The organism is Stenotrophomonas lactitubi (assembly GCF_002803515.1).
GTDB classification, from domain to species: Bacteria; Pseudomonadota; Gammaproteobacteria; order Xanthomonadales; family Xanthomonadaceae; genus Stenotrophomonas; species Stenotrophomonas lactitubi.
In genome coordinates this window covers 2600294-2626922 of the sequence record NZ_PHQX01000001.1, presented here as the reverse complement: position 1 = coordinate 2626922, position 26629 = coordinate 2600294, and the positions used below count along the sequence as shown (strand labels likewise).

General features: G+C 67.1%; 22 protein-coding genes and 3 tRNA genes. 10 read left to right on the top strand and 15 right to left on the bottom strand.

Annotated elements, in window-relative coordinates:
* Positions 1-228 precede the first annotated feature (228 nt).
* From CR156_RS12360 to CR156_RS12340, 5 genes are all read right to left on the bottom strand, one after another.
* Complete coding sequence (locus CR156_RS12360) at positions 229-2019, bottom strand: acyl-CoA dehydrogenase C-terminal domain-containing protein (RefSeq protein ID WP_100553070.1); 1791 nt, start codon at positions 2017-2019, stop codon at positions 229-231.
* Positions 2020-2084: 65 nt separating this feature from the next.
* Positions 2085-2561, bottom strand: coding sequence for an LEA/WHy family protein (locus CR156_RS12355; protein ID WP_100553069.1), 477 nt, complete (start codon positions 2559-2561; stop codon positions 2085-2087).
* 162 nt (positions 2562-2723) lie between these two features.
* Positions 2724-3275, bottom strand: a complete 552-nt coding sequence (locus CR156_RS12350; RefSeq protein WP_100553068.1) for a lipocalin family protein — start codon at positions 3273-3275, stop codon at positions 2724-2726.
* Positions 3276-3450: 175 nt separating this feature from the next.
* A tRNA-Phe gene (locus tag CR156_RS12345) sits at positions 3451-3526 on the bottom strand.
* Between the two features lie 41 nt (positions 3527-3567).
* Positions 3568-3643: transfer RNA gene (locus CR156_RS12340), tRNA-Phe, on the bottom strand.
* Positions 3644-3979: 336 nt separating this feature from the next.
* On the opposite strand from CR156_RS12340, the gene CR156_RS12335 reads away from it, so the two are divergent.
* Complete coding sequence (locus CR156_RS12335) at positions 3980-4999, top strand: NADP-dependent oxidoreductase (protein WP_100553067.1); 1020 nt, start codon at positions 3980-3982, stop codon at positions 4997-4999.
* Positions 5000-5069: 70 nt separating this feature from the next.
* Here CR156_RS12335 and CR156_RS12330 read toward each other — a convergent pair whose 3' ends face one another.
* Positions 5070-5522: a hypothetical protein gene (locus CR156_RS12330; protein ID WP_100553066.1), complete on the bottom strand. Its 453-nt coding sequence runs from the start codon at positions 5520-5522 to the stop codon at positions 5070-5072.
* A 180-nt stretch (positions 5523-5702) separates the two neighbouring features.
* Between CR156_RS12330 and CR156_RS22970 the strand changes: the two genes are divergently transcribed.
* On the top strand, positions 5703-5876 hold the full coding sequence (locus tag CR156_RS22970; RefSeq protein ID WP_165780992.1) for a hypothetical protein: 174 nt from the start codon (positions 5703-5705) through the stop codon (positions 5874-5876).
* A 54-nt stretch (positions 5877-5930) separates the two neighbouring features.
* Here CR156_RS22970 and CR156_RS12325 read toward each other — a convergent pair.
* The 4 genes from CR156_RS12325 to CR156_RS12310 form a co-directional block, all read right to left on the bottom strand.
* Positions 5931-6006: transfer RNA gene (locus CR156_RS12325), tRNA-Ala, on the bottom strand.
* A gap of 137 nt (positions 6007-6143) precedes the next feature.
* On the bottom strand, positions 6144-7058 hold the full coding sequence (locus CR156_RS12320) for an alpha/beta hydrolase (RefSeq protein ID WP_100553065.1): 915 nt from the start codon (positions 7056-7058) through the stop codon (positions 6144-6146).
* Positions 7048-7941: an alpha/beta fold hydrolase gene (locus CR156_RS12315; RefSeq protein ID WP_100553064.1), complete on the bottom strand. Its 894-nt coding sequence runs from the start codon at positions 7939-7941 to the stop codon at positions 7048-7050. Before CR156_RS12315 ends, CR156_RS12320 begins: the two co-directional genes overlap by 11 nt.
* A gap of 20 nt (positions 7942-7961) precedes the next feature.
* Complete coding sequence (locus CR156_RS12310; RefSeq protein WP_100553063.1) at positions 7962-9017, bottom strand: sugar phosphate isomerase/epimerase family protein; 1056 nt, start codon at positions 9015-9017, stop codon at positions 7962-7964.
* Between the two features lie 101 nt (positions 9018-9118).
* Here CR156_RS12310 and CR156_RS12305 point away from each other — a divergent pair, with 101 nt between their 5' ends.
* A complete protein-coding gene (locus tag CR156_RS12305; RefSeq protein WP_100553062.1) occupies positions 9119-9700 on the top strand; it encodes a TetR/AcrR family transcriptional regulator in 582 nt (193 codons plus the stop codon).
* Between the two features lie 9 nt (positions 9701-9709).
* On the opposite strand, the gene CR156_RS22965 is transcribed toward CR156_RS12305, so the two are convergent.
* The gene (locus tag CR156_RS22965) at positions 9710-9946 is read right to left on the bottom strand and encodes a hypothetical protein (RefSeq protein WP_165780956.1); all 237 of its coding nucleotides are present in this window, start codon (positions 9944-9946) and stop codon (positions 9710-9712) included.
* Between CR156_RS22965 and CR156_RS12300 the strand changes: the two genes are divergently transcribed.
* Positions 9909-12239: a TonB-dependent receptor gene (locus CR156_RS12300; protein WP_100553061.1), complete on the top strand. Its 2331-nt coding sequence runs from the start codon at positions 9909-9911 to the stop codon at positions 12237-12239. The two genes, CR156_RS22965 and CR156_RS12300, sit on opposite strands and share 38 nt — an antisense overlap.
* 138 nt (positions 12240-12377) lie before the next feature.
* Here CR156_RS12300 and CR156_RS12295 read toward each other — a convergent pair whose 3' ends face one another.
* Both CR156_RS12295 and rnd read right to left on the bottom strand, forming a co-directional pair.
* Positions 12378-13553 (bottom strand): serine hydrolase domain-containing protein, encoded by a 1176-nt coding sequence (locus tag CR156_RS12295; RefSeq protein WP_100553060.1) that lies wholly within the window; start codon positions 13551-13553, stop codon positions 12378-12380.
* Between the two features lie 349 nt (positions 13554-13902).
* Positions 13903-14982 carry a ribonuclease D gene (gene rnd, locus CR156_RS12290; RefSeq protein WP_100553059.1) on the bottom strand — a complete coding sequence of 360 codons (1080 nt, stop codon included), beginning with the start codon at positions 14980-14982 and terminating at the stop codon, positions 13903-13905.
* An 84-nt stretch (positions 14983-15066) separates the two neighbouring features.
* On the opposite strand from rnd, the gene CR156_RS12285 reads away from it, so the two are divergent.
* Positions 15067-16950 (top strand): formylglycine-generating enzyme family protein, encoded by a 1884-nt coding sequence (locus CR156_RS12285; protein WP_100553058.1) that lies wholly within the window; start codon positions 15067-15069, stop codon positions 16948-16950.
* Between the two features lie 102 nt (positions 16951-17052).
* The gene (locus CR156_RS12280; RefSeq protein WP_100553057.1) at positions 17053-17943 is read left to right on the top strand and encodes a M48 family metallopeptidase; all 891 of its coding nucleotides are present in this window, start codon (positions 17053-17055) and stop codon (positions 17941-17943) included.
* Positions 17944-18492: 549 nt separating this feature from the next.
* On the opposite strand, the gene xseA is transcribed toward CR156_RS12280, so the two are convergent.
* Positions 18493-19833: an exodeoxyribonuclease VII large subunit gene (gene xseA / locus CR156_RS12270; protein WP_100553056.1), complete on the bottom strand. Its 1341-nt coding sequence runs from the start codon at positions 19831-19833 to the stop codon at positions 18493-18495.
* Positions 19834-19878: 45 nt separating this feature from the next.
* Positions 19879-20949 (bottom strand): tRNA epoxyqueuosine(34) reductase QueG, encoded by a 1071-nt coding sequence (queG, locus tag CR156_RS12265; RefSeq protein WP_100553055.1) that lies wholly within the window; start codon positions 20947-20949, stop codon positions 19879-19881.
* Positions 20950-20972: 23 nt separating this feature from the next.
* On the opposite strand from queG, the gene CR156_RS12260 reads away from it, so the two are divergent.
* From CR156_RS12260 to mutL, 4 genes are all read left to right on the top strand, one after another.
* Complete coding sequence (locus CR156_RS12260; RefSeq protein WP_100553054.1) at positions 20973-22457, top strand: NAD(P)H-hydrate dehydratase; 1485 nt, start codon at positions 20973-20975, stop codon at positions 22455-22457.
* On the top strand, positions 22454-22936 hold the full coding sequence (gene tsaE, locus CR156_RS12255; RefSeq protein ID WP_099821225.1) for a tRNA (adenosine(37)-N6)-threonylcarbamoyltransferase complex ATPase subunit type 1 TsaE: 483 nt from the start codon (positions 22454-22456) through the stop codon (positions 22934-22936). Before CR156_RS12260 ends, tsaE begins: the two co-directional genes overlap by 4 nt.
* An 82-nt stretch (positions 22937-23018) precedes the next feature.
* Positions 23019-24596, top strand: a complete 1578-nt coding sequence (locus CR156_RS12250; RefSeq protein ID WP_100553053.1) for an N-acetylmuramoyl-L-alanine amidase — start codon at positions 23019-23021, stop codon at positions 24594-24596.
* Positions 24597-24724: 128 nt separating this feature from the next.
* Positions 24725-26626 carry a DNA mismatch repair endonuclease MutL gene (gene mutL, locus CR156_RS12245; RefSeq protein WP_100553052.1) on the top strand — a complete coding sequence of 634 codons (1902 nt, stop codon included), beginning with the start codon at positions 24725-24727 and terminating at the stop codon, positions 26624-26626.
* Positions 26627-26629: the final 3 nt, after the last annotated feature.

The window sequence follows — 26629 nt, the reverse complement described above, 5'->3', positions numbered from 1 at the left end:
CGACACCTACCAACAGCCGCGGGGAGTTGTCGAAGGCGGGGTGGGTCCGGTTGCGGGGGCGTGAGCGCCATGGATGGCGCGACCGAGGCTACAGGGACGTACTTGCGCCGTCCCCCGCAATTGGACCCACCCCGCCATCCCGCAGGAAACCAGCTGTTGCTGTTGCTCCAGCTGTTGCAGTTGCCGGCCAGCGGCCGGCACTACCGCAGGTGCCGGGCGCGGCCCGGCTCAGGCGCCGAAGCGTTCGTCGTCCATTGCCATCAGCGGTGCGGCACCCGCCTGGATGGCGGCCGCATGGCCGAGGGTGCGCGGCAGCACGCGGGCGAAGTAGAAGCGCGCGGTCTCGCGCTTGCCCTGCGCGAATGCCGCGCCGTGCGCGCTGGCATCGGCGGCGGCAACGCTGCGCGCCCACCAGTAGGCCAGCACCACATACCCCGAATAGAACAGGTAGTCGTAGCTGGCTGCGCCCAGTTCGTCCGGGTTGGCGGCCGAACGCTGCAGCACGTCCATCGTCAGCTTGCCCCACTCAGCGGCCTTGGCGCGCAGCGGGCCGATGAACTCGGCCAGGCTTTCGTTGCCCTCGTTGGCCTTGGCGAACGTTTCGATCTCGGCCAGCATCAGCTTCAGGCCAGCGCCCTGGCTGGACGCGGTCTTGCGGCCGATCAGGTCCAGCGCCTGGATGCCGGTGGTGCCTTCATACAGCGTGGTGATGCGGGCATCGCGGGCCAGCTGTTCCATGCCGTGCTCGCGGATGTAGCCGTGGCCACCGAAGCACTGCAGGGCGTTGTAGGTGTTCTCGATGCCCCATTCGGTCTGGCAGGCCTTCGAGATCGGGGTCAGGAAGCTCACCAGGGTGTCAGCGCGCTCACGTTCGCCGGCATCTTCTGCATGGTGGGCGACGTCGATCAGGGTGGCGGCGTGCAGCGCCAGCAGGCGGCTGCCCTCCACCAGCGACTTGATGGTCAGCAGCATGCGGCGCACGTCCGGATGCACCAGAATCGGGTCGGCCGGCTTGTCCGGGAACTTGGCGCCGCTGAGTGAACGCGACTGCAGGCGCTCGCGGCTGTACTTCAGCGCGTTCTGGTAGGCGCGCTCGGACAGACCGATGCCCTGCAGGCCGACGCCCAGGCGAGCAGTGTTCATCATGGTGAACATCGCCTGCAGGCCCTTGTGCGGCTGGCCGACCAGGTAGCCCTGGGCGCCATCGAAATTCATCACGCAGGTGACCGAGCCCTTGATGCCCATCTTGTGCTCGATGGAGCCGCAGCGCAGCGCGTTGCGTTCGCCGACGTTGCCGTCGCGGTCGACCTTGAACTTCGGGGTGACGAACAGCGAGATGCCCTTGGCGCCCGGCGGCGCGTCGGGCAGCTTGGCCAGCACCAGATGCACGATGTTGCCGGTCAGATCGTGCTCGCCGGCGGTGATGAAGATCTTGGTGCCGGTGATCGAATAGCTGCCATCGGCGTTCGGCTCGGCCTTGGTCTTGAGCAGGCCCAGGTCGGTGCCGCAATGCGGCTCGGTCAGACACATGGTGCCGGTCCAGCGGCCTTCGATCAGCGGCTTCAGGAATGCCTCGTGCTGCCAGGCTTCGCCGTGCTGCTTCAGCGCTTCGATGGCGCCGTGCGACAGCAGCGGGAAGTTGCCCCAGGCGAGGTTGGCGGCGTTGATCATTTCATTGAGCGGCACGCCCAGCGTGTGCGGCAGGCCCTGGCCGCCCAGTTCCGGCGATGCGGTCAGGCCGGTCCAGCCGCCGTCGACGAACTGATCGTAGGCCTGCTTGAAGCCGGGCGGGGTGGTCACTTCGCCGCTGGCCTGGTCGAGCACGCAGCCGATCTCGTCGCCCACGCTGTTGAGCGGGGCCAGTACGCTGGCGCTGAAGCGGCCGGCTTCTTCCAGCACGGCATCGACAACATCGGCGGTGGCGTCGGTGAAGCCAAGACGGGCGAACAGCGGCTCGACCTTCAGCACATCGTGCAGGCCGAAACGAAGGTCGGAAAGCGGGGCGGTGTAGCTGCTCATCGGTGCGTCTCGATTTGATCAGTAACAGGGGGAGCGGCGCGATGCGTCGCGGCGGAAAGCGGAGATCAGCGCAGTACGCCGGGCAGGCCCGGGGCCTGGTTCAGCGTGCTGCGGCTGTTGATGTCGAAGGTGCGCTGCTTCTTTTCCTGCGGCGTGGCCGACACCGTGCCCTTCAGGTTGTAGGCAAGGGTGCGGTTGCTGGCCAGGGCGTCGGCGATCACCAAGCGTGCGGCCGGGCTGGGCTTGAAGTTCACGTTGATGACATCGGCGGAAACGCCGCCGATGGAGATGCCCGGCTTGGCGGACAGGGGGCCGGCATCGGTGTCGCCGATGGTCAAGACCAGCGCGACATCGTCGAAGCTCATCGGCATCGAACTGTAGTTCTGCAGACGCAGGGCGACGGTCCAGTCGCCATTGGCCTGCACGGTCAGCTGCTGCAGGCTCGCGGCCGGTTCCGAAACACGCTTGACGATGCCATCGCCGCAAGCGACCAGGGCCAGGGTGCACAGGACGATCAAGACGGTACGGAAGCGGTGGAGCATGGGCGCAGGTCCTCTGAAGGCGGTGCGTGGAATAAGCATACTACGGCGTATGGTGGAAAGGGCGCCTGCGGCGACCGGCCACAGAGGGTAGCGCGTGAAGATGCACGCGAGGCGTGCGCGATGCCGGATTGCGGACGTAGCGTGCGCCGGTTGGGCGGCGCCTCAATCGGCGGGCGCGTCGCGCAGGGGCGCCATCATGCGCAGCGGTGCGAGGTCGTAGCCCATCGCTTCGGCCTTTGCCTTGAGCCGGTCGAACAGGGCGCGGTCCATCTCCGGCAGGCGCGCGAGGATCCACAGATACTTGTGGCCGGGTTCACCGACCATCGCCCACTGGTAGTCCGGGTCCAGCGCGATCACCCAGTAGTCGGCCCAGACCAGCGGCACCCAGCTCAGCCAGTCGGGAACGAAGCGCACCTGCAGTTGGCCAGGCTGTCCCGCAACGGGCCGCGCCACGCCTTCGGCGACAACCCGCTCGCCATCCGCCTTGCGGCAGGCATTGGTGACGCTGATGCGGCCATCGCGGCGCAGCCCGTAGTTGGCGGTGATCTCGCCCACGCACTGCTTCTGGAACGACACCGGCAGATGTGCGATCTCGTGCCACTGCCCGGCGTAGCGATCGATGTTCAGTTCACTGACGGCGCGCACGGGCTCGGCAGCGAGTGCCGGTGCGGCGAAAAGCAGCAGGCAGGCGAGCAGGGCAGGGCGCAGGTGCATTGATCGGCTCCGGGCAGGAGTCTGGAGCGTAGGGTGCACGGCACGCGGAGGTGTGAATGTTTCGTCAACCGGTGTGGCCGCGTCCGCGCAGGATCGATGCGGCGCGATCCACGTGCCGCATGGTCGGAAAGTCACAGACAAAAAAAAGACCTGCATTTCTGCAGGTCTTCGAACATGGTGGCCGAGGACGGAATCGAACCGCCGACACGGGGATTTTCAATCCCCTGCTCTACCAACTGAGCTACTCGGCCATGTAGAAAAAAAGACCTGCATTTCTGCAGGTCTTCGAAAGTGGTGGCCGAGGACGGAATCGAACCGCCGACACGGGGATTTTCAATCCCCTGCTCTACCAACTGAGCTACTCGGCCACTTGTTTCGTTGCAGCGATGTCGCTGCCGAGGACGCGCATATTACGGACGTAGGACAGGTTCGGCAAGCGTTTTGGAAAAAAACCTTCACATTGGTGTCTGCGGCCGGCGGAAGGCGCTGCAAGTGGTTGATCCTGCGTTGAGCCGGCCTGATGGGAATGCCGGACGCGGAAAACAGCGGCCCGCCGCTGACGCCAAAGCTGACGGGGCAAGCAATGCAGCGGCGGAGTGGGGACGGTGCCGATGGAACGCTGTTTTCATGGCACCCACGAGGGCAGGGCACGGCGTACTGTCGCGGTTCCCTCCCCGACGCTGCCCGCAGCAGAGCCATTGGACATGTCCGATTCAACCACCCGCATCGTGCTCGCCTCGCGTCCGCAAGGTGCGCCGGTCGCCGCCAATTTCCGCCTCGAACAGGCGCCCCTTCCGGCGCTGGGCCCCGGCCAGGTGCTGTTGCGCAACCGCTACCTGTCGCTGGATCCGTACATGCGCGGACGCATGGATGATGGCCCGTCGTACGCACCGCCCGTGGCAGTGGATGCGGTGATGGAGGGCCAGACCGTGGCCGAAGTGCTGCAGTCGCAGGCGCCTGGCCTGGCGGTGGGCGACCTGGTGCTGGCCCCTGGCGGCTGGCAGACCCATGCCGTGGTGGCGGGTGATGCGATCAGCCGGCGCCTGGATCCGGCCGGGCTGCCGCTCAGCACGGCGCTGGGCGTGTACGGCATGCCGGGGTTCACCGCGTACTCCAGCCTGATCGAAATCGGCAAGCTGCAAGCCGGTGAGACCCTGGTGGTGGCTGCTGCCAGCGGACCGGTCGGTGCCACCGTGGCGCAGCTGGCCAAGCTGCAGGGTGCGCGCGTGGTCGCCATCGCCGGTGGCGAGGCCAAGCGTGCGTACCTGGAAACACTGGGCGTGGATGTGGCGCTGGACCACCGCGCCTCCGATTTTGCCGGGCAGCTGCGTGCTGCTGTACCGGATGGCATCGACGTGTATTTCGAGAACGTGGGCGGGCATGTGCTCGACGCCGTGCTGCCGCTGCTTAATGATTTCGCGCGCATTCCGGTGTGCGGCACCATCGCCACCTACAATGCCCGCGGCGTCGCGCAGCCTGGGCCGGATCGGCTGCCGGCGCTGTTCAGCCAGATCCTGCGCCAGCGGCTGACCGTGCGTGGCTTCATCGTCCACGACTTCAAGCATCTGTGGCCGGATTTCGAGCGCGACATGCCGCAGTGGCTGCGCGATGGGCGTATCCAGTACCGCGAAGACGTCGTGCAGGGGCTTGAGAGTGCACCGGAAGCCTTCTTTGGCCTGCTGCAGGGGCGCAACTTCGGCAAGCTGGTGGTGAAGCTGGATTGAGCGATTGCTTCATTGAGGGCACCGGAACGGAACCGGTGCCCTCAATCTTCGACGCGCGCCGTTCGTGGGCTTACGGGGCGAAACGCAGCTGTTTGGCGTCGCGGATCTGGATCTGGGTCTGGTAGTAGTACTTGTCGCTTTGCTGGCCGTTCGAATCGATGAAGGCGATGCGTACCCGACCCGCGGTACCGCGCACCAGCAGGCGCCGGTTCTGCAGCTGTTCGAGCTTCATGCCGAACGCTTTTTCCAGTTCCGGGCGCAGCGCGGCATCGATGTTGAGCGTGATGTTGAGTGGATGGCGGTAATCGCGCTCGCTGTTGAGGTAGATGCGCTCGCCTTCGGTACCGGTGGCCTGCACGGTCAGCACGAAAACGCCGGAGATGCCGCGAGAGGGATCATCCTGCGCCGCACGCACCGCTTCGTAATTGCCGATATAGCCCGGTGGCGGCATCGGTTGCCGGTCAAGGCGATGCGCGCAGCCAGTGGCGAGCAGCAGTGGAATCAACAGGGCAGGGCGATACATGGCGCGTCCTTGTGCGAGGTGATCCGCCGATTGTGACCACGCGACGATGACGATCACAAGCACTGCAGGAGCGTGATGGCTGCACGCGTTGTTCGCGGGCAGCCGACCACCGCATCACGCAGGCGCGGATAGCGTTGTCTGCGTCACGCCGGCCTGTTGCCGGCGCCATGGGAGCGATTCATGACCGAACACGACAAGAAGACCTCGAATGCACACGAAGGCGTGCAGGAGAGTCGCCAGGACCGGCAGCAGGATGAAGTGGCCAAACAGCGTCCCGGCCAGCACGACCAGAAGGTGCACGATGCACATTCGCGTGCACCCGTGCGCAAGGACGGCGGGCAGGACCCGGCCTGAGCGGAAGGCCAAAACAGAAAGCCCCGGCAGTGCCGGGGCTTTCTGTTTTTCATATGGTGGAGCCAAGGAGGATCGAACTCCTGACCTCGTCATTGCGAACGACGCGCTCTCCCAGCTGAGCTATGGCCCCAAGGGGATGTTGCATCCCGTGGGCAGCGGAGCTGGCGCCACGTGACGGACCTAGCATAGCGCTGCCAGGTGCCGGATGCCAAGGGGCACGCAGGGACGTAGCGGAATCGCCGCTGCGTCCCTCTGCGGCCCGTCGTTTCAGGGCAGCAGGGCCGCCGCGCGCTGGATCGCGATGTCGGTCGCAGCCGATACACCATGCAGGTGGATGCAGGCGTGGATCATCCCCGGCAGGCGCTCCAGCGTGCAGTCCACGCCCGCCTCCCGCAGGTGCGCGGCGTACTGTTCAGCTTCGTCGCGCAGCGGGTCGAACTCACAGCTCAGTACCGTGGCCGCTGGCAGCCCGCGCAGATCGCGGGCATGCAGGGGCGAAGCAAGCGCCTGTCGGCGGTCACCGTCGCCCAGATAGGCCTGCCAGCAGCGCTGCATCAGTTCGGCGCTGAGGTAGTAGCCGTCGGCGAACTCGCCGTAGGTGCTGCTGGCCATGGTGGCGTCCAGTGCCGGGTACAGCAGCAGTTGATGCGATGGCAGCGGCAGTTCCTGATCGCGCAGCAGCAGGCAGCACGCCGCAGCGAGATTGCCGCCCGCGCTGTCGCCGCCGATGACCAGGCGTGCTGGATCAAGACCCAGGTCTGCGGCATTGGCCTGCAGCCACAGCCAGGCGTCGGCGACGTCGTGCAGCGGCGTCGGGAACGGATGCTCCGGAGCCAGGCGATAGCCGACGGCAGCGATGACATGGCCGCTGGCATTGGCCAAGGCCCGGCAGGGGCCGTCATAGACCGCAAGCGAGCACTGGAACCAGCCACCGCCGTGGGCGAACAACAGGGCAGGGCGCGGGTCCGTGCTGATGGCTGCGGGCGTGTACAGGCGCACGACCAGCGCATGGCCGTCGCGCGCGCTGATGACGTGCTCCACGACATGCGATACCGCCTCGGCGGCACCCTGCAGCGTGGGCAGCGCCTGCTCGCTCAATGCGCGCAGTTCCAGCAGATCGTCTGGCAGCGGTTGCGCCGCCACCGCATCCACGAACGCCTGCAACGCGGGTTCAAGCGGCATGGTCAGCCTCCTGCAGGAACGGCAGCAGCTGGGCGAGGAAGGCCTGCGGTGCTTCTTCCATGATGAAGTGGCCACAGCCCGGCACGACGCTGCCGCGCAGGTCATCGGCGTGCGGCTGCAGGGTCAGCATCGGGGCGTTGCCAGTGGCATGCTCGGCGCCGATGGCCAGCACCGGCATGGTCAAGCGACGTTGTGCGCGGACCTGGTTCTGGCGGATGGTTTCCGGGATCGCGCGGTACCAGGCAAACCCTGCACGCAACGCGCCGGGCCGGCTGTAGGCAGCGATATAGGTTTCGCTGGCTACCGCATCGCGCCGGTACGACCAGCGGTCGAACATGAAGTCCAGGTAGGCGCGTTCGCGACCGCTGATGAGTGCCTCGGGCAGATCGGCCACCTGATTGAACATGAAGTGCCACAGGAAGATGTTGTCGGCTGGCGCGGCGAAGATGCCCGGCTCAGGCGCCAGCCCGGGAATCACCGCTTCGGTCACGGCCAGGCGCTGTACCGCCTGCGGCTGGTCGCTGGCCAGCGCATAGGCGATCCACATGCCGATGTCATGGCCGACCACCTGGTAGCGCTCGTGGCCGAGGGCCTGCATGGTCTGATGCAGTACCGCGGCGGCACTGCCGGTGTCGTAACCGTGCGCGGGACGATCGGATTCGCCGATGCCGGGCGGGTCGACCGCGATCGCTTCGAAACCGGCCTCGGCCAGCGCATGCAGCACGTGGCGCCAGGCGAACCAGGTCTGCGGCCAGCCGGGGATCAACAGCACCGGTTGTCCGCTGCCGGCGGAGACGCAATGCACACGCTGGCCGTCGATGCGCAGGTAGTGGTGGCGCAGGGTGTCGTCGCCGGAGGTGCCAGCGGTGGGGATGTTCGTCATGGGAATGTTCCTGTGGGGGCTCAGGCGATGCCGAGCATGTGCTGCATCTGGGCGCTGCTGATCGGCGCGCCGGCGAAGTCGTCGAAGATCTTGTCGGTGACCGGAATGATGTGGTCGCGGATGAAGGCGGCACCTTCGCGCGCACCGGCCTCCTGGTCCTTCAGGCAGCACTCCCATTCCAGCGTTGCCCAGCCGGCGTAGTCGTACTGCGCCAGCTTGGAGAAGATCGACTTGAAATCGACCTGGCCATCGCCCAGCGAGCGGAAGCGGCCGGCGCGTTCGGTCCAGTCGGCGTAACCACCGTAGATGCCCTGGCGGCCATTGGGGCGGAACTCCGCGTCCTTGACATGGAACATGCGGACAAGCGGATGGTAGATGTCCAGGAACTGCAGGTAATCCAGCTGCTGCAGCACGAAGTGGCTGGGATCGAACAGGATGCGGCAGCGCTCATGCTGGCCCACACGCTCGAAGAAGCGTTCGAAGCTGGTGCCATCGTGCAGGTCTTCGCTGGGATGGATTTCGTAGCAGAGGTTGATGCCGTTGTCCTCGCAGGTATCGAGGATCGGCCGCCAGCGTCGTGCCAGCTCATCGAATGCGGCGTCGATCAGGCCCGGCGGACGCTGCGGGAACGGGAACAGGTAGGGCCAGGCGAACGAGCCGGAGAAGGTGCCCATGTCCTGCAGGCCGAGCCGGCGCGAGGCGCGGGCGGCCAGATGCAACTGCTGCTGTGCCCATTCGCTGCGTGCCTGCGGATTGCCGCGCAGCGCCTCCGGGGCGAAGCCATCGCACAGTTCATCGTAGGCCGGATGCACGGCCACCAGCTGGCCCAGGATGTGGGTGGTCAGCTCGCTGACCTGCAGGCCGTGTTCGGCCAGGGTGCCACGGATGTCGTCGCAGTAGTCCTGGCTGTCGGCGGCGGTGGCCAGGTCGAACAGGCGCGCGTCCCAGGCCGGAATCTGCAGGGCCTTGAAGCCGTGGCCGGCGGCCCACTCGGCGATGCCGGCGAGGCTGTCGAACGGCGCCTGGTCGCCAGCGAACTGCGCCAGATGCAGGCTGGGGCCTTTGAGGGTTTGCATGTGTTGCTCCAATTGTTTGTCGGTCGACAAAGAATAGGCGCGTGCATCGGGATGGTCAACACCCGCGTTACACTGCGCGCCTCAGAACGGCAGGCAGGCAGATGGCAGGGCGACCGCGCGAATTCGACAGGGACCAGGCATTGCGCAAGGCGATGCTGCTGTTCTGGCAGCACGGCTATGAGGGCACCTCGATGTCGGCCCTGGTCGAAGCGCTTGGCATTGCCTCGGCGCGCATCTACGCCGCGTTCGGCAGCAAGGAGCAGTTGTTCCGCGAAGCGGTGGCGCTGTACGAGGAAGGCGAGGGCGGCTTCGCGCCGCGCGCGCTCGAGCAGGCGTCACTGCGCGATGCGATCGGCAGCATGCTGCGTGATGCCGTGTTGACCTACACCCGTCGCGGTCGTCCGCATGGCTGCCTGGTGGTGTCCTCGGCAAGCAGCGTGTCACCGGATGGCGAGGGCGTACGTGACTGGCTGGCCAGCCATCGTCGCCAGCGCACGGCGGCGATCATCGCGCGGCTGCAGCAGGCGCAGGCGGACGGCCAGCTGGCGGCCGATCTGTCCGTGCAGGCCCTGGGCGATCATTTCGCCACGGTGCTGCATGGCATCTCGGTACAGGCGCGTGACGGCGTCAGCCGCGAACGTCTGCTGGCGATGGTCGAGGTTGCGCTGGCGCCGTTGCCGTGAGATCCGGGGTCAGATCCGTTTCCCCTTGGGAAACGGATCTGACCCCAGGCGGTGCTGGCTGACTGTGCCGAAACCGCTTGTTTCACCGGGTTCGGGTGCCGCGCAACGAAATTGTAACAATTTGGAGGATAATGGCCGCTTGCGCAGTTTTCCTCCTATTTGCCGCCCGGTCAGCGCAGGCCGCACGGACGCCTCCTCAGAGCTTTCGATGCCTTCCCATTCCGATTCCCGCCGTTCGTCGGGCATGTCGTCCTCCCTCGTTTCCTTCCGTCGCCATCCGCTGGCCCTGGCCTGTGCAGGCTTGGCCCTGGCTGCCAGCTTCGGTGCTGCCGCGCAGGACAGTGCGCCGACCCCGACCGGGCTGGACACCATCACCGTGACCGCCGAGCACCGCGAGCAGAACCTGCAGGAAGTGCCGGTGTCGGTAGGCGTGGTGCAGGGCGAGCGCATGCGCGACTTCACCGCCGGCGGCGACGACACCCTGCTGGCGCTGTCCGGCCGCGTGCCGAGCCTGTATGCAGAAACCACCACCGGCCGCATCTTCCCGCGCTTCTACATCCGCGGCCTGGGCAACATCGATTTCTACCTGGGTGCGTCGCAGCCGGTGTCGATCATCCAGGACGACGTCGTGCTGGAACACGTGGTGCTGAAGTCCAACCCGGTCTATGACGTGGACCAGGTGGAAGTGCTGCGCGGTCCGCAGGGCTCGCTGTTCGGCCGCAACACCACCGCCGGCATCGTCAAGTTCGACACCCTCAAGCCGACCCAGGACTACAGCGGCCGCGTCAGCGCCAGCTACGCCTCCTACAACAGCGTGTCGATCGACGGTGGCTTCGGTGGCCCGATCAACGACATCGCTTCGTTCCGCGTGTCGGCCCTGTACCAGCACCGCGACGACTACGTCGACAACACCTACACCGGCCCCAGCGCCGACGGCACGGTCAGCCCGAAGAAGAACGCCATGGGCGGCTTCGACGACCGCAACGTGCGTGCGCAGCTGCTGCTGACCCCGAGCGACCAGTTCTCGATCCTCGCTTCGGCCCACGCCCGCGATTACGAAGGCACCTCGACCCTGTTCCTGCGCAACGCGCTGACCAAAGGCTCGAACAAGACCGACGTGCCGCGTGACCAGGTGGCCTACGACGAGGCCGACAACAACCCGCAGGCGTACAAGACCTACGGCGGTTCGGTGAAGGCGCGTTATGACTTCGGCGCGATCGACTTCACCTCGATCACCGCTTACGAAACCACCTCCGGCTACAGCCGCGGTGACACCGACGGCGGCGCCGCGGTCAACTTCCCGGTCAATGACGTGCCGAACGGCTATGGCCAATCGATGGGCCAGATCCGTGACCTGGACCAGTGGACCCAGGAATTCCGCCTGGCCAGCCACGATGACAGCGCCCTGCAGTGGCAGGCCGGCGCGTTCTACTTCAACGGCAGCGATACCACCGACTTCTACCAGCGCGCCTGGTTCCTGAAGGGCGCGGCGCGCAATCCGAACAACTGGGTGCGCCTGCGCAACAAGAACACCTCGTGGGCCGGCTTCGGTCAGCTCAGCTACGCCTTCACCGACAAGTTCACCGTCACCGCCGGTCTGCGCCAGACCCGTGATGAGAAGCACACCCGTCTGTTGAAGACCGCCGACACCGCCGCGGGTGCAGTCACCTACAAGGGCCGCACCGACGTCAAGATGACCGACACGACCCCGAGCTGGGATCTGAGCGCGATGTATCAGATCACCCCGGACGTGAGCGTCTATGCGAAGGTCGCGCGCGGCTTCCGCGGCCCGACCATCCAGGGCCGTTCGGCCGTGTTCAACGCTGACTTCACCACCGCCGATTCGGAGACGATCCTGTCCTGGGAAGCGGGCGTGAAGAGCAGCCTGTGGGACAACCGCCTGCGCTTGAATGCCACCGCGTTCACCTACACCGTCAACGACATCCAGCTCAACGGCAACGATTCGGACGGCAACGGCGTGCTGTTCAACGCCGACAAGGCCAAGGCCTACGGCTTCGAAGCGGACATGGAACTGCGCCCGATCCCGAACCTGACCCTGAGCGCCGGTCTGAGCCTGCTGCACAGCGAGATCAAGGACAAGCGCGTGTATGCGCAGGTCTGCGCACTGAACGGCAAGGTGGTGTGCACCGTCGATGACCCGACGATCAAGGTCGGTGCCAACACCTTCGCCCAGATCGATGGCAATCCGCTGCCGAACGCGCCGAAGTACAACGTCAACCTGGCCGCGCGTTACGACTTCCCGCTCAGCGATGCGGGCACGATGTTCGTGTCCACCGACTGGAACAAGCAGGGCTACACCAGCTTCGTGCTGTACGACAGCCAGGAGTTCAATTCGAAGGGTGACTTCGAAGGCGGCCTGAAGATCGGCTACTCGGGCAACTACGGCGCGTATGAAGTGTCGCTGTTCGCGCGCAACATCACCAACGAGAAGAACCTCAAGGGTGTCATCGAGAACTACATGGCGGCGGTCTACAACGAACCGCGCACCGTGGGTGTGTCGCTGAACATGAACTGGTAAGACGCATCGGTCGGTACCGCACGCGGTACCGACACCTTTGCACTACCCTCCAGACGCCCTGCCTGTGCAGGGCGTTTGCCGTTGTGGGAACTGACACGCGGAATCGACGCCCCGCAGGTGCAGGGCGTCGTGACGGGTCTACTTGGCGGCAGGCGTGACAGCAGGGGCCAGTTCGGCGAACAGGCCGCCGAGCACACCCATGGTGGCCGTGTCGGCGCCCATGTCTTCGGCGGCGTTGGCAATGGCGATCACGCCACTGTTCTGTGCGGGGAACAGCACCACCCAGGCCAGCCAGTTGCCATCGGAGCCACCGTGCACCAGCACCGGGCCCTGGCGGCCGGCGATCGACGGCTGTACGCCCCAGTCCAGACCCGAGGGGCTGACCGGTTGCGCGCTCTGCATCAGCGTGTAGGACGCCGGCGTCAACAGCGTGCCCTTGCCGTGGCTGCCGGCGAGTTGGTCGATGGCGAACAATGCCAGGTCCTGCAGGCGCATGTGCAGGTTGCCGGCGGCGGTGTAGATCGGCGGTACGCCATCATCGGCTTTCTGCGGCGCGCGGGTGACGGGCTTGCCGCCGCGGTGGCCCAACGGCTGCCCTGCCGTGGTCGGCCCGAAGCCGGCACCGGTCATCTTCAGTGGCTGGAACACCTCGCGTTGGATCAGCGTCTCCACGTCCTTGCCTGTGGCGCGCTCGGCGATCACGGCTGCGATCAGGAAGCCGCTGTTGCTGTAAGCGAATTCCGTTCCCGGCGGGTGGACCGGTGCCTCTGACAGCGCGGCCTTGATGTAGGCCTCGCGCTGCACCGGCAGGGCACGCGTGTCGGTGAAGAACGCATCCAGAGCGGCGCCATCGGTGAGGTTTTCCGGCAGGCCCGCGCGGTGCGACAGCAGCTGCACCAGCGTGACGTTGCGGTAGGCCGGCTGCATCTGTGCCGTGAGGTCGGGCAGCATCGTCGACAGCGGCGCATCCCACTTCAGCACGCCCTGTTCGACCAGGCGCGCGATCATCGCCACGGTGATCGGTTTACCGGTCGAGCCGATCATCCAGGCATCGCCCGTGCTGACGGCCACCTTTTCATCATTGCGGCGTACGCCGCTGACGGCCTGCTCGGCGATCTTGCCGTCGCGGATCACCAGTACTCCCATGGCCGGCGTCGTCGTGCCCTGTAACGCCTGAGCGATGCGTGCCTGCAGGTCATCGGCGGCGCTTGCACTGGCAGCGACGCACAGGAGTGAAACGCCCAGCCATCGGCGCAGGTGGCGCATGGGGCGGGAGGGGAAAGCTGCGGTCCGTTCGGAGATGATCGTGTGCATGGGAGTCCTTTGCGCAGCAGCGTGGGCAGGACCTGCGCCGACGGCACCGGTCCTGCGGGGTGCGTCGTCCACTCGTGCCTTGAACAGGCGTACAAGGTGACGTGCGATTCACTCTTGCATGCCGTCGACGCAGGCGTATGTGTCTGCAGTCATGTACATGAACCGCGCGGCGCGATCCTGTTGGCGGGCGTACAGGATTATCGGACCGCCGCATGCGGCAATCTGCGTCAGATGGGCTTCGAAGAGCGATAGCGCGACGTGTCGCACGCTGCAGGCACGTGCCCCGCGATCTCATGGCCATGCCCGGGCGTGCCGTCGCCGCGCTGCATGCGCGACGACGGCTGGATGCTCAGGCGGCGGGCAACAGCGGTGCCAGCACCGGCTCCAGTTCCTGCTGGCGCCATCCGGCCAATGCGGCAGGCCACTGCCGATGCTCCAGATAGCTTTCCAGATGCTTGCGCGAGGCCAGTACGCCGTCGGCCAGGCCGAGCTCGCGGCTGCGTTCGGCTACGGCATCCTGCAGCTTCTTCAGCAGCTGCTTGCTGGCATCGCTGGCCTGCATCGCCAATGGTGCATCGGCTTCGTCGGCCAACGGCGTATCCAGCGCCTCCCATACCGCGGCGGCAAGCTTGCGCGGCGCCTTCGGGAACTGTTCGAACAGCTTGCTCAATGCAGCCGCGTCGGCTGGCGGCGTGCGTGCCAGGGTCGCGGCCAGCTCGTTGTCCAGGATCCAGCTGCGCGGACGGTCGCTGGCGCGCGCCTGCACGTCGCGCCAGCGCAGCAGGCGCAGCAGGCGGCGCTGCGCGGGCGCGTCCAGGAACTGCGCCGAGCGCATGCCCAAGTGTGGCCAGCGGTCCTCGTCATTGGCGACGCTGGCCAGCAGGCGCTCGCCGTCGTCGTGCAGCCACTGCTGGCGCCCCAGCGATTCCAGCTTGGCGGAAATCGCGTCATGCATCGCGAACAGATGCTCGACGTCGTCGGCGGCGTACTTCAGCTGTGAGTCCGACAGCGGCCTGCGCATCCAGTCCGAGCGGGTTTCGCCCTTTTCCAGTGCCACGCCGGTGATCTCCTGCACCAGCTTCTGGTAGCCCATGCCAGCACCGATGCCGGCCAGGGCGGCGCCGATCTGGGTGTCGAACAACGGGCGCGGCAGCACGCCGCAGGTCCACTTGAACGCCACCAGGTCTTCGCTGGCGCTGTGCATCACCTTGGTGATGGATTCATCGGCCAGCCACGGCGCCAGCGCCTCGGGCATGCCGGGAATCAACGGGTCGATCAGCAGGATGTCCTCGCCGACGGCCATCTGCACCAGCGCCAGCTGCGGCCAGAAGGTGCGTTCACGGATGAATTCGGTATCCAGGCCGATGCGGGTCGGCCGCTGCTGGCGGTATGTGTCCAGCTCGGCGGGGGTGGTGATCCAGGTTGCCACAGGTCAGGGCCTACTACTCGTGTTTGCTCAGGCAGGGGAGAATAGCCTAACGTCGGTCCGCATCCGTGCCGAAGGAGGCTCTGCTTGCGTTTTCTGCTGTCGCCCGTGCTGTGTACCGCCTTGGCCGTGGGCCTGGCCGGTTGCACGCCGTCGCCCCCTGCGCAGACCTCCGATGGCACCGCAGGCCAGCCGGCCGATCCCGCGCCAGAGGCCGGTCCGGCGCCTGGTAGCGGGCAGGGCACGGTGACCATTGCCGGTGACGATGCGGCCGAGGACATCCAGCAGTGGACGCCGCCGCGGGTCGATCGCCAGGGACGTACGCTGGCACAGCTGCGCCGGGCGGCCGATCAGGCATTCGCGCGGGGGCATCTGTACGAAGATGGCGATGCGGCAGTGCCGCTGTGGCTGGCGGTGCAGGAAGAGGAACCCGACGACCGCCAGGCGCGCCTGGGCCTGCAACGTGCGAAGCAGCGCCTGCTGCAACAGGCCGATGCGTTGCTGCAGCAGCCATTGCGGCAGCGTGAAGCGCTGGCCGAAGCCGGGCGGCAGGCGCTGGTACTGCTGACCCTGGCGCCGAAGGACGAGAAGGTGCGCGCGCTGCAGGGCAGGGTGGAGACGGCGCAGCGCGTGGTCGCCTACAACCGCGCGGGCGAAGACGATCTGCGTGCCGACCGGATAGGTGAAGAGGGTGATGGCGCCATCGGCAACTTCCGCGAGGCACTGGCGCTGGACCCGAACAACCGCCGCGCGCGGCAGGGCCTGGCAGCGGCGGAAAGCGGGCTGATCCGGCGTGCCGAGGACGCCGCGCGCATCCGTGATTTCGCCAGTGCCGGCGCCTGGTTGGCAGAAGCCAGCAAGGTGCGGGACTCGTCACCCACCATCGCTGATGCGTTCGAGCGCATCGAGCAGATCCGCGCAGCAGCGCTGGTCCAGCTGCGCGATGGCGGCCTGCATGATCTGACCACCCCGCAGGGATTGAAGCCTGCGCGCGAGAAGCTGGCCGAAGCGCTGCGCATCGCCCTGCCGGGCGACGCGGTGGTGGCGCAGCTGCGCGAGCGCATCGAGCTGGCCACCCATTACGGCAGTTTCCGGCCGGGGCAGGTGTTCAGCGATGCACTGCGTGATGGCGGCCGTGGACCGCAGATGATCGTGGTACCGCACGGTGGATTCCAGATGGGTGCCAGTGATACCGAGCCGGGCGCAACCGATGCGGAGCGACCGTCGCACTATGTGCGCTTCGAGCGCGGTTACGCGATGGCGATCACCGAGATCACCGTGGGTGATTTCGAGCGTTATGTGAAGGCGACCAACGCCCGCCCACGCGCGACCCGGCGTGGACATTCGGTGGTCTATGACGAGCGCAGCGGCAATTTCATCCGTCGCAGCGGCGTGGACTGGCGATCCGACTATGACGGTGGGCGCGCGCTGGGCAATTCGCCGGTGATGCACGTCAGCGTGCGTGATGCGGAGAACTACGCGACCTGGCTCTCCGAGCAGACCGGCCGCAGCTACCGCCTGCCCAGCGAGGCCGAGTTCGAGTACGCAATGCGTGCCGGCAGCAGTGGCCGTTACCCGTGGGGCGATGCCGGGCTGCCGCCGGAAGGCAGTGGCAATTACACCGGCAGCAAGGACGTTTCACCGTCCGGCAGGCATTGGCACAACGCCTTCGTCGGCTATGGCGATGGTTGGTGGGGGCCGGCACCGGTCGCCAGTTTCCAGGCCAACGGCTTCGGGCTGCATGACATGGGCGGCAATCTGAGCGAGTGGGTGGCCGACTGCTGGCATGCCAGCTATCGGCGCGCGCCGGCTGATGGTGTGGCCTGGTTCAACCCGGGCTGTCGTTCACGGGTGATCCGGGGGGGCAACTGGGCCAATGCCCCGGAGCAGACCCGGGCGGCGTGGCGGCAATCGCAGGATTCGGATACCACCAACGCGCGCATCGGCTTCCGACTGGTGCGAGGGATCTGACCGGCACGCCTGGATCGGCGCCGGTTTCACCCGCCGCAGGCAGCGCCGCACTAAGATTGCGCCGTGCCCGCCGGCCGGCGGGGTCAGCCGGAAGACCTGCCGATGCGCAACGATCCTTTTTCCCGCTCGCCGCAGCAGCGGCGTGGCCTGTTCGGCAACATCCGCTGGTGGGTGCTGCTGCTGGCCGCCGGCTATGCGGCGTTCTACTGGTTCTCCAACCGTGCGGTCGACCCCTATACCGGCGAGAAGGTGCTGATCGACAGCAGCCTGGACGCCAGCCAGGAGAAGGCACTGGGCCTGCAGGCCTACCAGCAGATCCTGTCGCAGGAGCGCCCGCTGGGCCCGAACGAACAGGTCTCGCGGGATGTCCGGGCGATTGCCGAGCGACTGATCGCCAAGGTGGACGTGGTGGAGACCGCGCTGGCGCAGGAACACGGGCTGCAACCGGCACACTTCGCGCGCGACTTCGAGTGGGAAGTGAATGTGATTCCGTCCGAACAGGCCAATGCGTTCTGCCTGCCCGGCGGCAAGATGGCCGTGTACACGGGGCTGATTCCGGTCGCGCGCACCCGCGATGCGATGGCGGTGGTGATGGGCCATGAAATCGCCCATGCGTTGCTGCGCCACGGTGCACAGCGCATGGCCCAGCAGAAGCTGACCCAGATCGGCCAGATGGCCGGCGCCGCCAGTGGCATGGATGCACAGCAGCAGCAGATGATGATGTCGGCGATGGGCTACGGCTATCTGTTGCCGTATGCGCGCAGCCACGAGACGCAGGCTGATGAAGTAGGCCTGATGCTGGCGGCGGCGGCGTGTTTCGATCCGCGCGAGGCGGTGCCGCTGTGGCAGCGCATGGGTCAGGCGGGTGGCGGCCAGTCGCCGCCGGAATTCTCTTCGACCCACCCCAATCCGGGTACCCGTATCCAGAACCTGCAGGCGTTGATGCCGAAGGCACTGGAGTACCGGCAGAAGTTCTGCGAGCAGGCCAGGTAAAGGGTGGTTCGGCAGGGCTGCGCCCTGCACCTGCCGAGGCTGGAGCAACAGCTGAAGCAACAGCAACAGCGGGCTATCCGTGGGATGGCGGGGTGGGTCCGATTGCGGGAGACGCCGTAAACCCATCCATGGGGGCTTGGCCGCGGCATCCATGCCGCGGACACTCCCGCAACCGGACCCACCCCGCCTTCGACAGCTTCCCGCTGCTGTTGGTAGGTGTCGACCTTGGTCGACACGTAGAGCCACGCCATGCGTGGATGCTTTTCGATTTCAATTCGAAATATTCGATCTCGATGGAGATTCATCCACGCATGTCGTGGATGTGCCAACCGTCACCGGGAAACTGTCGGAGGTGGGGCGGTGTCGGATTGCGGGGTGTCAGCCGCATGGATGCGGCTGCCAAGCCCCCATGGATGGGTTCACGGCGTCCCCGCAATCCGACACCGCCCCGCCATCCCACGGAATGCCAGCTGTTGCTGCTGAGGTTGCCGGCCAGCGGCCGGCACTACCGCCTCTGCACGTGCAGGGCGCAGCCCTGCCGAACCCCCCTTATTTGACCGCCGTCACCTGGACGTCGATCACGCCGTCTCCGACGCGGGCCTGCAGTGCGTCACCCGGTTGCACCTGCTCGACCCGACGCACCAGCGCGCCATCGTCTGCACGGGTCACGATGCTGTAGCCACGCGCGACGGTCGCCAGCGGACTGACCGCTTCCAGCGAACGTGCAAGGCCACGCAGGCGCAGCGCATCACGTTGCAGGAGGCGCTGCAGCGCCGCCTGTGGGCGCCCGCCCAGCGCGGCCAGGCGGCGTCGCAGTGCCTCCATCTGCCGTTGCGGATGATGACCACGCAACACTGCAGCGGCGTGGCGCAGGCGGGCCGCGCGACGCTCCTGCTGCTGGTTGTGCGCCGCATGCAGTCGACGCCCGAGGTCCAGCTGGCGTCGGCGCAGCAGATCCAGCCGTGCCTGCGGGCTTTGTGCATTCAAACGCAGCAGGGCACGATCGGCGCGCTGCATGGCCTGCTGCAGGGTGTGGCGTTGCAGTTGCACCATGCGAGCCGCGTTGCGGCGCAGGCGCAGGGCCAGGTCGCGCTGATCGGGCACCAGTAGTTCTGCGGCCACCGATGGCGTCGGCGCGCGCAGGTCAGCGGCAAAATCGCTGAGACTGAAGTCGGTTTCGTGACCCACGGCCGAAACTACCGGCGTGCGGCTGGCGGCGATTGCACGGGCCAGGGCTTCATCGTTGAACGCCCACAGGTCTTCCAGCGAGCCACCGCCGCGGGTCAGCAGGATCACGTCGTAGCGGCCGCTGGCATCGGCGGCCTGCAGCAGGCGGGTGATCTGCGCGGCGGCGGTCGCGCCCTGCACAAGGGTCGGCAGCAGATCCAATTCCAGCAACGGGAAGCGGCGGCCGAGCACGCTCAGCACATCGCGCACGGCGGCACCGGTAGGCGAGGTGATCACCGCCAGACGCTGTACATGGGCCGGCATCGGCCGCTTGCGCGCCGGGTCGAACAGCCCCTCGGCCTCCAGCCGCGCCTTCAGTTCCTCGAACGCGCGACGCAGTGCGCCTTCGCCGGCTTCCTCCATGTGGTCCAGCACCATCTGGTACTCGCCACGGGCGTCGTACAGGGTCACCTTGCCGCGCACCAGCACGCGCATTCCCTCGCGCGGCACGAACTTCAGGTACTGCGCCTTCATCCTGAACATCGCAGCGCGCAACTGTGCACGCGCGTCCTTCAGGGTGAAGTACAGATGGCCGGATGCCGGGCGCGCCACGCTGCCCAGTTCGGCTTCCACCCAGATCGCAGGAAAGCTGCCTTCCAGCAGGTCGCGGGCGAGGGTATTGAGCTGGCTGGGGGTGAAGACGTCGTTGTTGCGTGGCTGCATGGTTACGGCGTGGGGCAGATGGAGCAGGGGCCTCAGGATCGCACGTCAGCGCAGGCCGTGCTGGCCCATCGCCCATTGCACGTGTTCGCGGACCACGGGTGAAGCATCTTCGGCGCGTGTCTGCAGTGCCGACAGCGTCTCTGCCGTGGTCGACGCATTGCCCAGTGCCACGGCAATGTTGCGCAGCCAGCGCTCGTGGCCACTGCGGCGGATCGGGCTGCCTTCGGTACGGCGCAGGAATTCAGCTTCGTCCCACGCGAACAACTGGTCCAGGCGCGCGGTATCCAGGTTGTTGCGGGCGCGGAAGTCGGCCTCGTCGGTGCGCTTGGCGAACTTGTTCCAGGGGCATACCAGCTGGCAGTCGTCGCAGCCATAGATGCGGTTGCCGATCAGTGGTCGCATCTCCACGGGGATCGCGCCGTCATGCTCGATGGTCAGGTAGGAAATGCAGCGGCGTGCATCCAGCCGCTGCGGGCCGGTGATGGCCTGGGTCGGGCAGACGTCGATGCAGCGGGTGCAGGTGCCACAGTGGGCGCTGGCCGGCGTATCAATCGGCAGCGGGATATCGATGTAGATCTCGCCGATGAAAAACCATGAGCCGCCGTGGCGGTCAATCAGGCAGGTGTGCTTGCCGATCCAGCCCAGCCCCGCGTTGCGCGCCAGTGCGCGCTCCAGCACCGGCGCAGAGTCGACGAACACGCGGTAGCCCAGCGGCGCCACCTCATCGTTGATCTGCGTGGCCAGCTTCTGCAGGCGGTTGCGCATCAGCTTGTGATAGTCGCGGCCGAGCGCGTAGCGCGCCACATAGGCGCGGCCCGGATCGGCCAGCGTGGCCCAGGCCTCGGTGTCATCCTTGTGGCTGTAGTCCATGCCCACCGAGATCACCCGCACGGTGCCGGGCAGCAGTTCTGCCGGGCGCGCGCGCAGGGTGCCGTGGCGGGCCATCCAGTCCATCGTGCCGTACAGGCCCTGGCCCAGCCAGTCGGCCAGGTGCGCCTCATCCTCGCCCAGTTCGATGCCGGCTATACCACAGCGCTGGAAGCCATGCGCACGCGCGAGGTCGCGGATGCGCTGTACGGCCAGGGCCGGATCGAGGGGGGCAGGAACGGGGGACATGTGCACCAGTATAAAATCCCCGCATGGCCAACCTCGCCGATCTGTTCGATTCCCGTGCCGCACGCACACTCGATGCCCAGGCCTCCGCGCTGGCGGGCGAGGGTGGCTGGGGCCTGATGGCCCAAGCGGGGCAGGCAGCCTGGCAATGCCTGCTGCAACACTGGCCACAGGCGTGCCGGCTCGGCGTGGTCGTTGGCAGCGGCAACAATGGCGGTGATGGTTACGTGCTCGCCCGCCATGCGCTGCAGGCGGGGCTGCAGGTTCAGGTGGTCGCGCTGCCGGGCGCGCCGTCTTCCACGCCATTGGCACAGCGCGCCGCGACGGATTTCAGGTCCGCCGGGGGAGCCGTTGCCGAGTTCAACGGCGAACTGGTCCAGGCCGATGTATGGGTCGATGCCCTGTTCGGTCTCGGCTTCGCCCGCGCACCGGGCGGTGCAGCACAGGCCTTGATCGAGGCGTTGAACGCGCAGCCGGCGCCGGTGTTGGCGCTGGATGTGCCCAGCGGCGTCGATGCCGACCGTGGCTGCGTGCCGGGCGTAGCCGTGCGCGCAGCCCTGACCTTGCAGTTCATCGTCGCCCATCGTGGCCTGTACACCGGCGACGCGCTGGAATACACCGGGCGCAGACAACTGGCCGCGCTGACGCTGGCCGACGAGGCCTGGCAGGGAGTCGTTGCCGCTGCAGAGTGCTGGACGCAGTCGCGCCTGCCGGATCTGCTGCCGCCGCGCCGCGCCAACAGCCACAAGGGTGAATCCGGCCATGTGCTGTGCGTGGGCGGCAACCATGGCAGCGGCGGTGCCATCGCGATGGCCGCCGAAGCCGCGCTGCGCGCTGGTGCAGGTCTGCTGAGCATCGGTACGCGTCAGGATCATGTCGGCCCGCTGCTGGCGAGGTTGCCTGAGGCGATGACGCATGCGCTGGAAGATGGCGCTGCGCTGCCCGCGTTGCTGGCAAAAGCCAAGGTCGTAGCGATCGGCCCGGGTCTGGGCCAGGACGAATGGGCGCGCGCGCTGTATGCGCGTGTGCTGCAGTCGGGCCTGCCGCTGGTGATCGACGCCGATGCGCTGAACCTGCTGGCGCAGGACGCGCATGCGATGACCGATGCGATCCTGACCCCGCACCCCGGCGAAGCCGCGCGCTTGCTGGAAACCACCACGGCGGCAATCCAGGCCGATCGCTACGGCAGCGCGCAGGCGCTGGCCGAGCGCTATCACGCGGTGGTGGTGCTGAAGGGCGCTGGCAGCATCGTCGCCGCGCCCGGCCGCACACTTCGACTGATTGCTGCCGGCAACCCGGGAATGGCGGTAGGTGGCATGGGTGACCTGTTGACCGGCATCATCGCCAGCCTGCGCGCGCAGGGCCTGTCTGCATTCGATGCGGCGGCAGGCGGTGCGCTGCTGCATGCCCTGGCCGGTGACGTCGCCGCTGCCGACGGTGCGCGCGGGCTGCTTCCCACTGATCTGCTGGCGCCCCTGCGGCGGCTGGCCAACCCGGAATGTTCCCGATGACCGAATTCTTCCTTGCCGACAGCGATGCCACCGAATTGCTGGGGCAGTGGCTGGCAGCCACACGTCCGCCACAGGCGCTGGTCGAACTGCGCGGCGATCTTGGCGCCGGCAAATCGACCACGGCGCGCGCGCTGCTGCGTGCGCTGGGCGTGCAGGGTGCGATCCGCAGCCCCACCTATACCCTGGTCGAGCGCTATCCGTTGTCCAGCGGCGGCGAAGCCTGGCACCTGGACCTGTATCGCATCGGCCAGGCCGGCGAGCTGGATTTCCTTGGGCTGGACGAGGGCAGTGCCGTGCTGTGGCTGGTCGAATGGCCCGAGCGCGGTGCCGGCGCACTTCCGCCCACCGATCTGGTCGTGGCACTGGAAATTGAAGGGCAGGGGCGTCGCGTGCGTCTCACTGGCGTCAGCGACGCGGGACGTGAATGGCTGTTGCGGCTTCCCGAAGGTGGCGACTTGCAGGCCCTTTCTGTCGGCTGACGAGAACAAACACCGGCAGGTTACGGATTATTAAGGAAAAAGGTGTTGCATTCCGTTCAGTGCGGTGATTGAATCCTGAGTCATGCGCCCGGGGAATCGACTCATTGCCATCTGTGCCGCCGTCGGACTTGGTCTGGCGAGCGTCAGTGCGTGGGCCGGTGAGGTCCGTCAGGTCCTGCTGAATACCGGTTCTACCGGAACCCGTGCGGAAATCGCGCTGGTCGGCAGTGGCGGCTACAAGACCCTGTCGTTGGCCGGTCCGAACCGGCTGGTGGTCGATTTCCCCGATTCCAGCGCGGTGCGCAACCTGAAGATGCCTTCGCCGCAGGGCGTGGTCACGGCGGTGCGCACCGGGCAGCCGGTACCGGGCACCTTCCGTGTCGTATTCGACCTGGCCGAGACGGTCGCGCCCTTCCGCCCGCAGATGCAGCGCGAAGGCAATGAATCCAAGCTGGTGATCGAGTGGCCGGGCGATGGTCCGGCCGTGGCCGCCAGCCGACCCGCGGTGACCCCTGTGCCGACGCAGCCGCCCGCAGCATCTTCGGTGAGCACGGCTTCGACCCCGAACCCGACCCCAGCACAGACCGCACAGTCCCGTGGTGATGCCGCGCGCGCCACCGCGCTGTTGACCGCGCAGGTCCAGCAGCAGGCCAGTGCCAGCGCTGCGGCACCCGCCGCGCCGACGCCTGCGCCGAGCACCGCGCCGGTGCAGATGGCGGCAGCGGGCACCACCGCCAGCAGCACGCCGACGTCATCGCCGGCCGCGATCCTGGCCGGTCAGGCCACCGCTGCGGTGGTGGCCACCCAGCCGAAGCCGGTGCCGACGCCCGTTGCGCCGACCGAGTCGCCGCGTCCGACCATGCCCAGCGATGCCTCGCGCATCCGCATGCAGCCGGGCATGCGTCATCTGGTGGTTGCGATCGACCCCGGCCATGGCGGCCAGGACCCCGGTGCCATCGGCCCGACCGGCAAGCGTGAGAAGGACGTCACCCTGGCGGTGGCGCGTGAATTGGCCCGACAGGTCAATGCCACGCCTGGCCTGAAAGCGTTCCTGACCCGTGACAGCGATGTGTTCATCCCGCTGCCGATGCGTGCGCAGAAGGCACGCGCGAACAAGGCCGACATCTTCATTTCGATCCACGCCGATGCCGCCGAGAACCGCTCGGCCACCGGTTCGTCGGTGTACGTGCTGTCGACCAAGGGCGCCTCTTCGCAGCGTGCGCGCTGGTTGGCGGACAAGGAAAACGCGGCCGATCTGGTCGGTGGCGTGCGCCTGCAGCAGACCGAAGGCACGTTGGCCAACGTCCTGCTGGATCTGGCCCAGAGCGGGTACATGAAATCCTCCGAGGATGCTGCCGGGCACGTGCTGGGCGGGCTGAAGCGGATCGGCAACAACCACAAGCCGAATATCGAGCGCGCCAACTTCGCCGTGCTGCGCACCTCGGACATGCCGGCGATGCTGGTGGAAACCGCGTTCATCTCCAACCCGGATGAAGAGCGCCGCCTGATCGACCCCGCCTACCAGCGCAAGGTCGCCGGTGCAGTGCTGGACGGCGTGCACACGTTCTTCAGCCGCCAACCGCCGCCGGGGACCTTGTACGCCGCACGCGCGCAGGCCGAGATCGACGCCGCAAGCACCGTGGCTGGCGGCAGCAAGTAACCCGCTGGATCGCCCGCTTCTGCTAGACCCGGGCCCTGCCTGGCTGGCGCTGCACACGGTGGATCTCGACTCTACCTGTCGCCGCTCCGCTATCATCGTGGCATGACGTCTGCCTGCCCCATCTGCCCATGAACGCGCCCGATCCGCGTCCGATCCGGCCGTTGCCGGAAATCCTGATCAACCAGATTGCCGCCGGTGAGGTGGTCGAACGGCCCGCATCGGTGGTCAAGGAACTGGTTGAGAACGCGATCGATGCCGGCGCCAGCCGCGTCGATATCGAACTGGAAGAAGGCGGTGTGCGCCTGATCCGCATCCGCGACAACGGCAGCGGCATTGCCGCAGAACAGTTGCCGCTGGCGGTCTCGCGGCACGCCACCAGCAAGATCGCCAACCTGGACGAGCTGGAAGCCGTGGCCACACTGGGTTTCCGTGGCGAAGCGCTGCCGTCGATCGCCTCGGTCAGCCGTTTCACCCTGTCCTCGCGCCGTGCCCATGATGAGCACGGTTCGGCACTGCAGATCGAAGGTGGAAAGATCGGCGAGGTGACCCCGCGCGCGCATGCGCCGGGCACCACGGTGGAAGTGCGCGAGTTGTTCTACAACGTGCCGGCGCGGCGCAAGTTCCTGCGTGCCGAGCGTACCGAACTTGGGCATATCGAAGAGTGGCTGCGCTCGCTGGCGCTGGCCCGTCCCGATGTCGAGCTGCGTGTCTCGCACAACGGCAAGGCCTCGCGTCGCTACAAGCCGGGCGACCTGTATTCGGACGTGCGCCTGGCCGAGACCCTGGGCGAAGACTTCGCCAGCCAGGCCGTGCGCGTGGACCACAGCAGTGCCGGCCTGCGCTTGCATGGCTGGATCGCGCAGCCGCATTATTCGCGCGCCAGCACCGATCAGCAGTACCTGTATGTCAACGGTCGTTCGGTACGTGACCGCAGTGTTGCCCACGCGGTGAAGATGGCCTACGGCGACGTGCTGTATCACGGTCGGCAGCCAGCCTATGTGCTGTTCCTGGAACTGGACCCGACGCGCGTCGATGTGAACGTGCACCCGGCCAAGCATGAGGTGCGCTTCCGTGACTCGCGGCTGGTGCATGACTTCGTCTACCGCACCTTGAAGGATGCGCTGGCCGACACCCGCGCCGGCATGAGCGCGCAGGAGATCGGTGCGGGCGCCGTGCATCCGGTCGAGGGCGGCAGCGCGTCTGCGATGCCGGGGGCCACGGCCTCCAGCTTCGGCTACGTGCGCGGTCCGGCACCCGGTGCGGGACAGGGCGGAAGTGGTGGCTTTTCCGGATGGCGACCCCAGCAGCCGCTGGGTCTGCAGGTTGCCGATGCACCCGCGGCCTATGCTGCGCTGTATGCATCGCCCGCCGGTGCCGAGCGCGGTGCGGCACTGCCGCCGATGCCGATGGAGAACGGACTGCCGGTCACCAGTGCCGACGCCGGAGTGCCGCCGCTGGGTTACGCCGTTGCCCAGCTGCATGGCATCTACATCCTGGCCGAGAACGCCGAAGGCCTGATCGTGGTCGACATGCATGCGGCGCACGAACGCATCGGCTACGAGCGGTTGAAGAATGCGCATGACGGCATCGGCCTGCAGTCGCAGCCGTTGCTGGTGCCGATCACCCTGGCGGTGGGCGAGCGCGAAGCCGACACCGCTGAAGCGGAGGCCGATACGCTGGCCGCCCTCGGGTTCGAGATCACCCGCGCCGGACCGGGCGCACTGCACGTGCGCAGCATCCCGGCGCTGCTGGCCCATGCCGAGCCCGAAGGCCTGCTGCGCGATGTACTGACCGACCTGCGCGAGCATGGCCAGAGCCGTCGCATCGCCACTGCCCGCGACGAGCTGCTGTCGACCATGGCCTGCCATGGCGCCGTGCGTGCCAACCGGCGCCTGACCGTGCCGGAAATGAACGCGCTGCTGCGCGACATGGAAATCACCGAACGATCCGGCCAGTGCAACCACGGCCGGCCGACCTGGGCCCGTTTTTCGCTGGCGGAGATCGACCGCTGGTTCCTGCGCGGACGTTGAGGG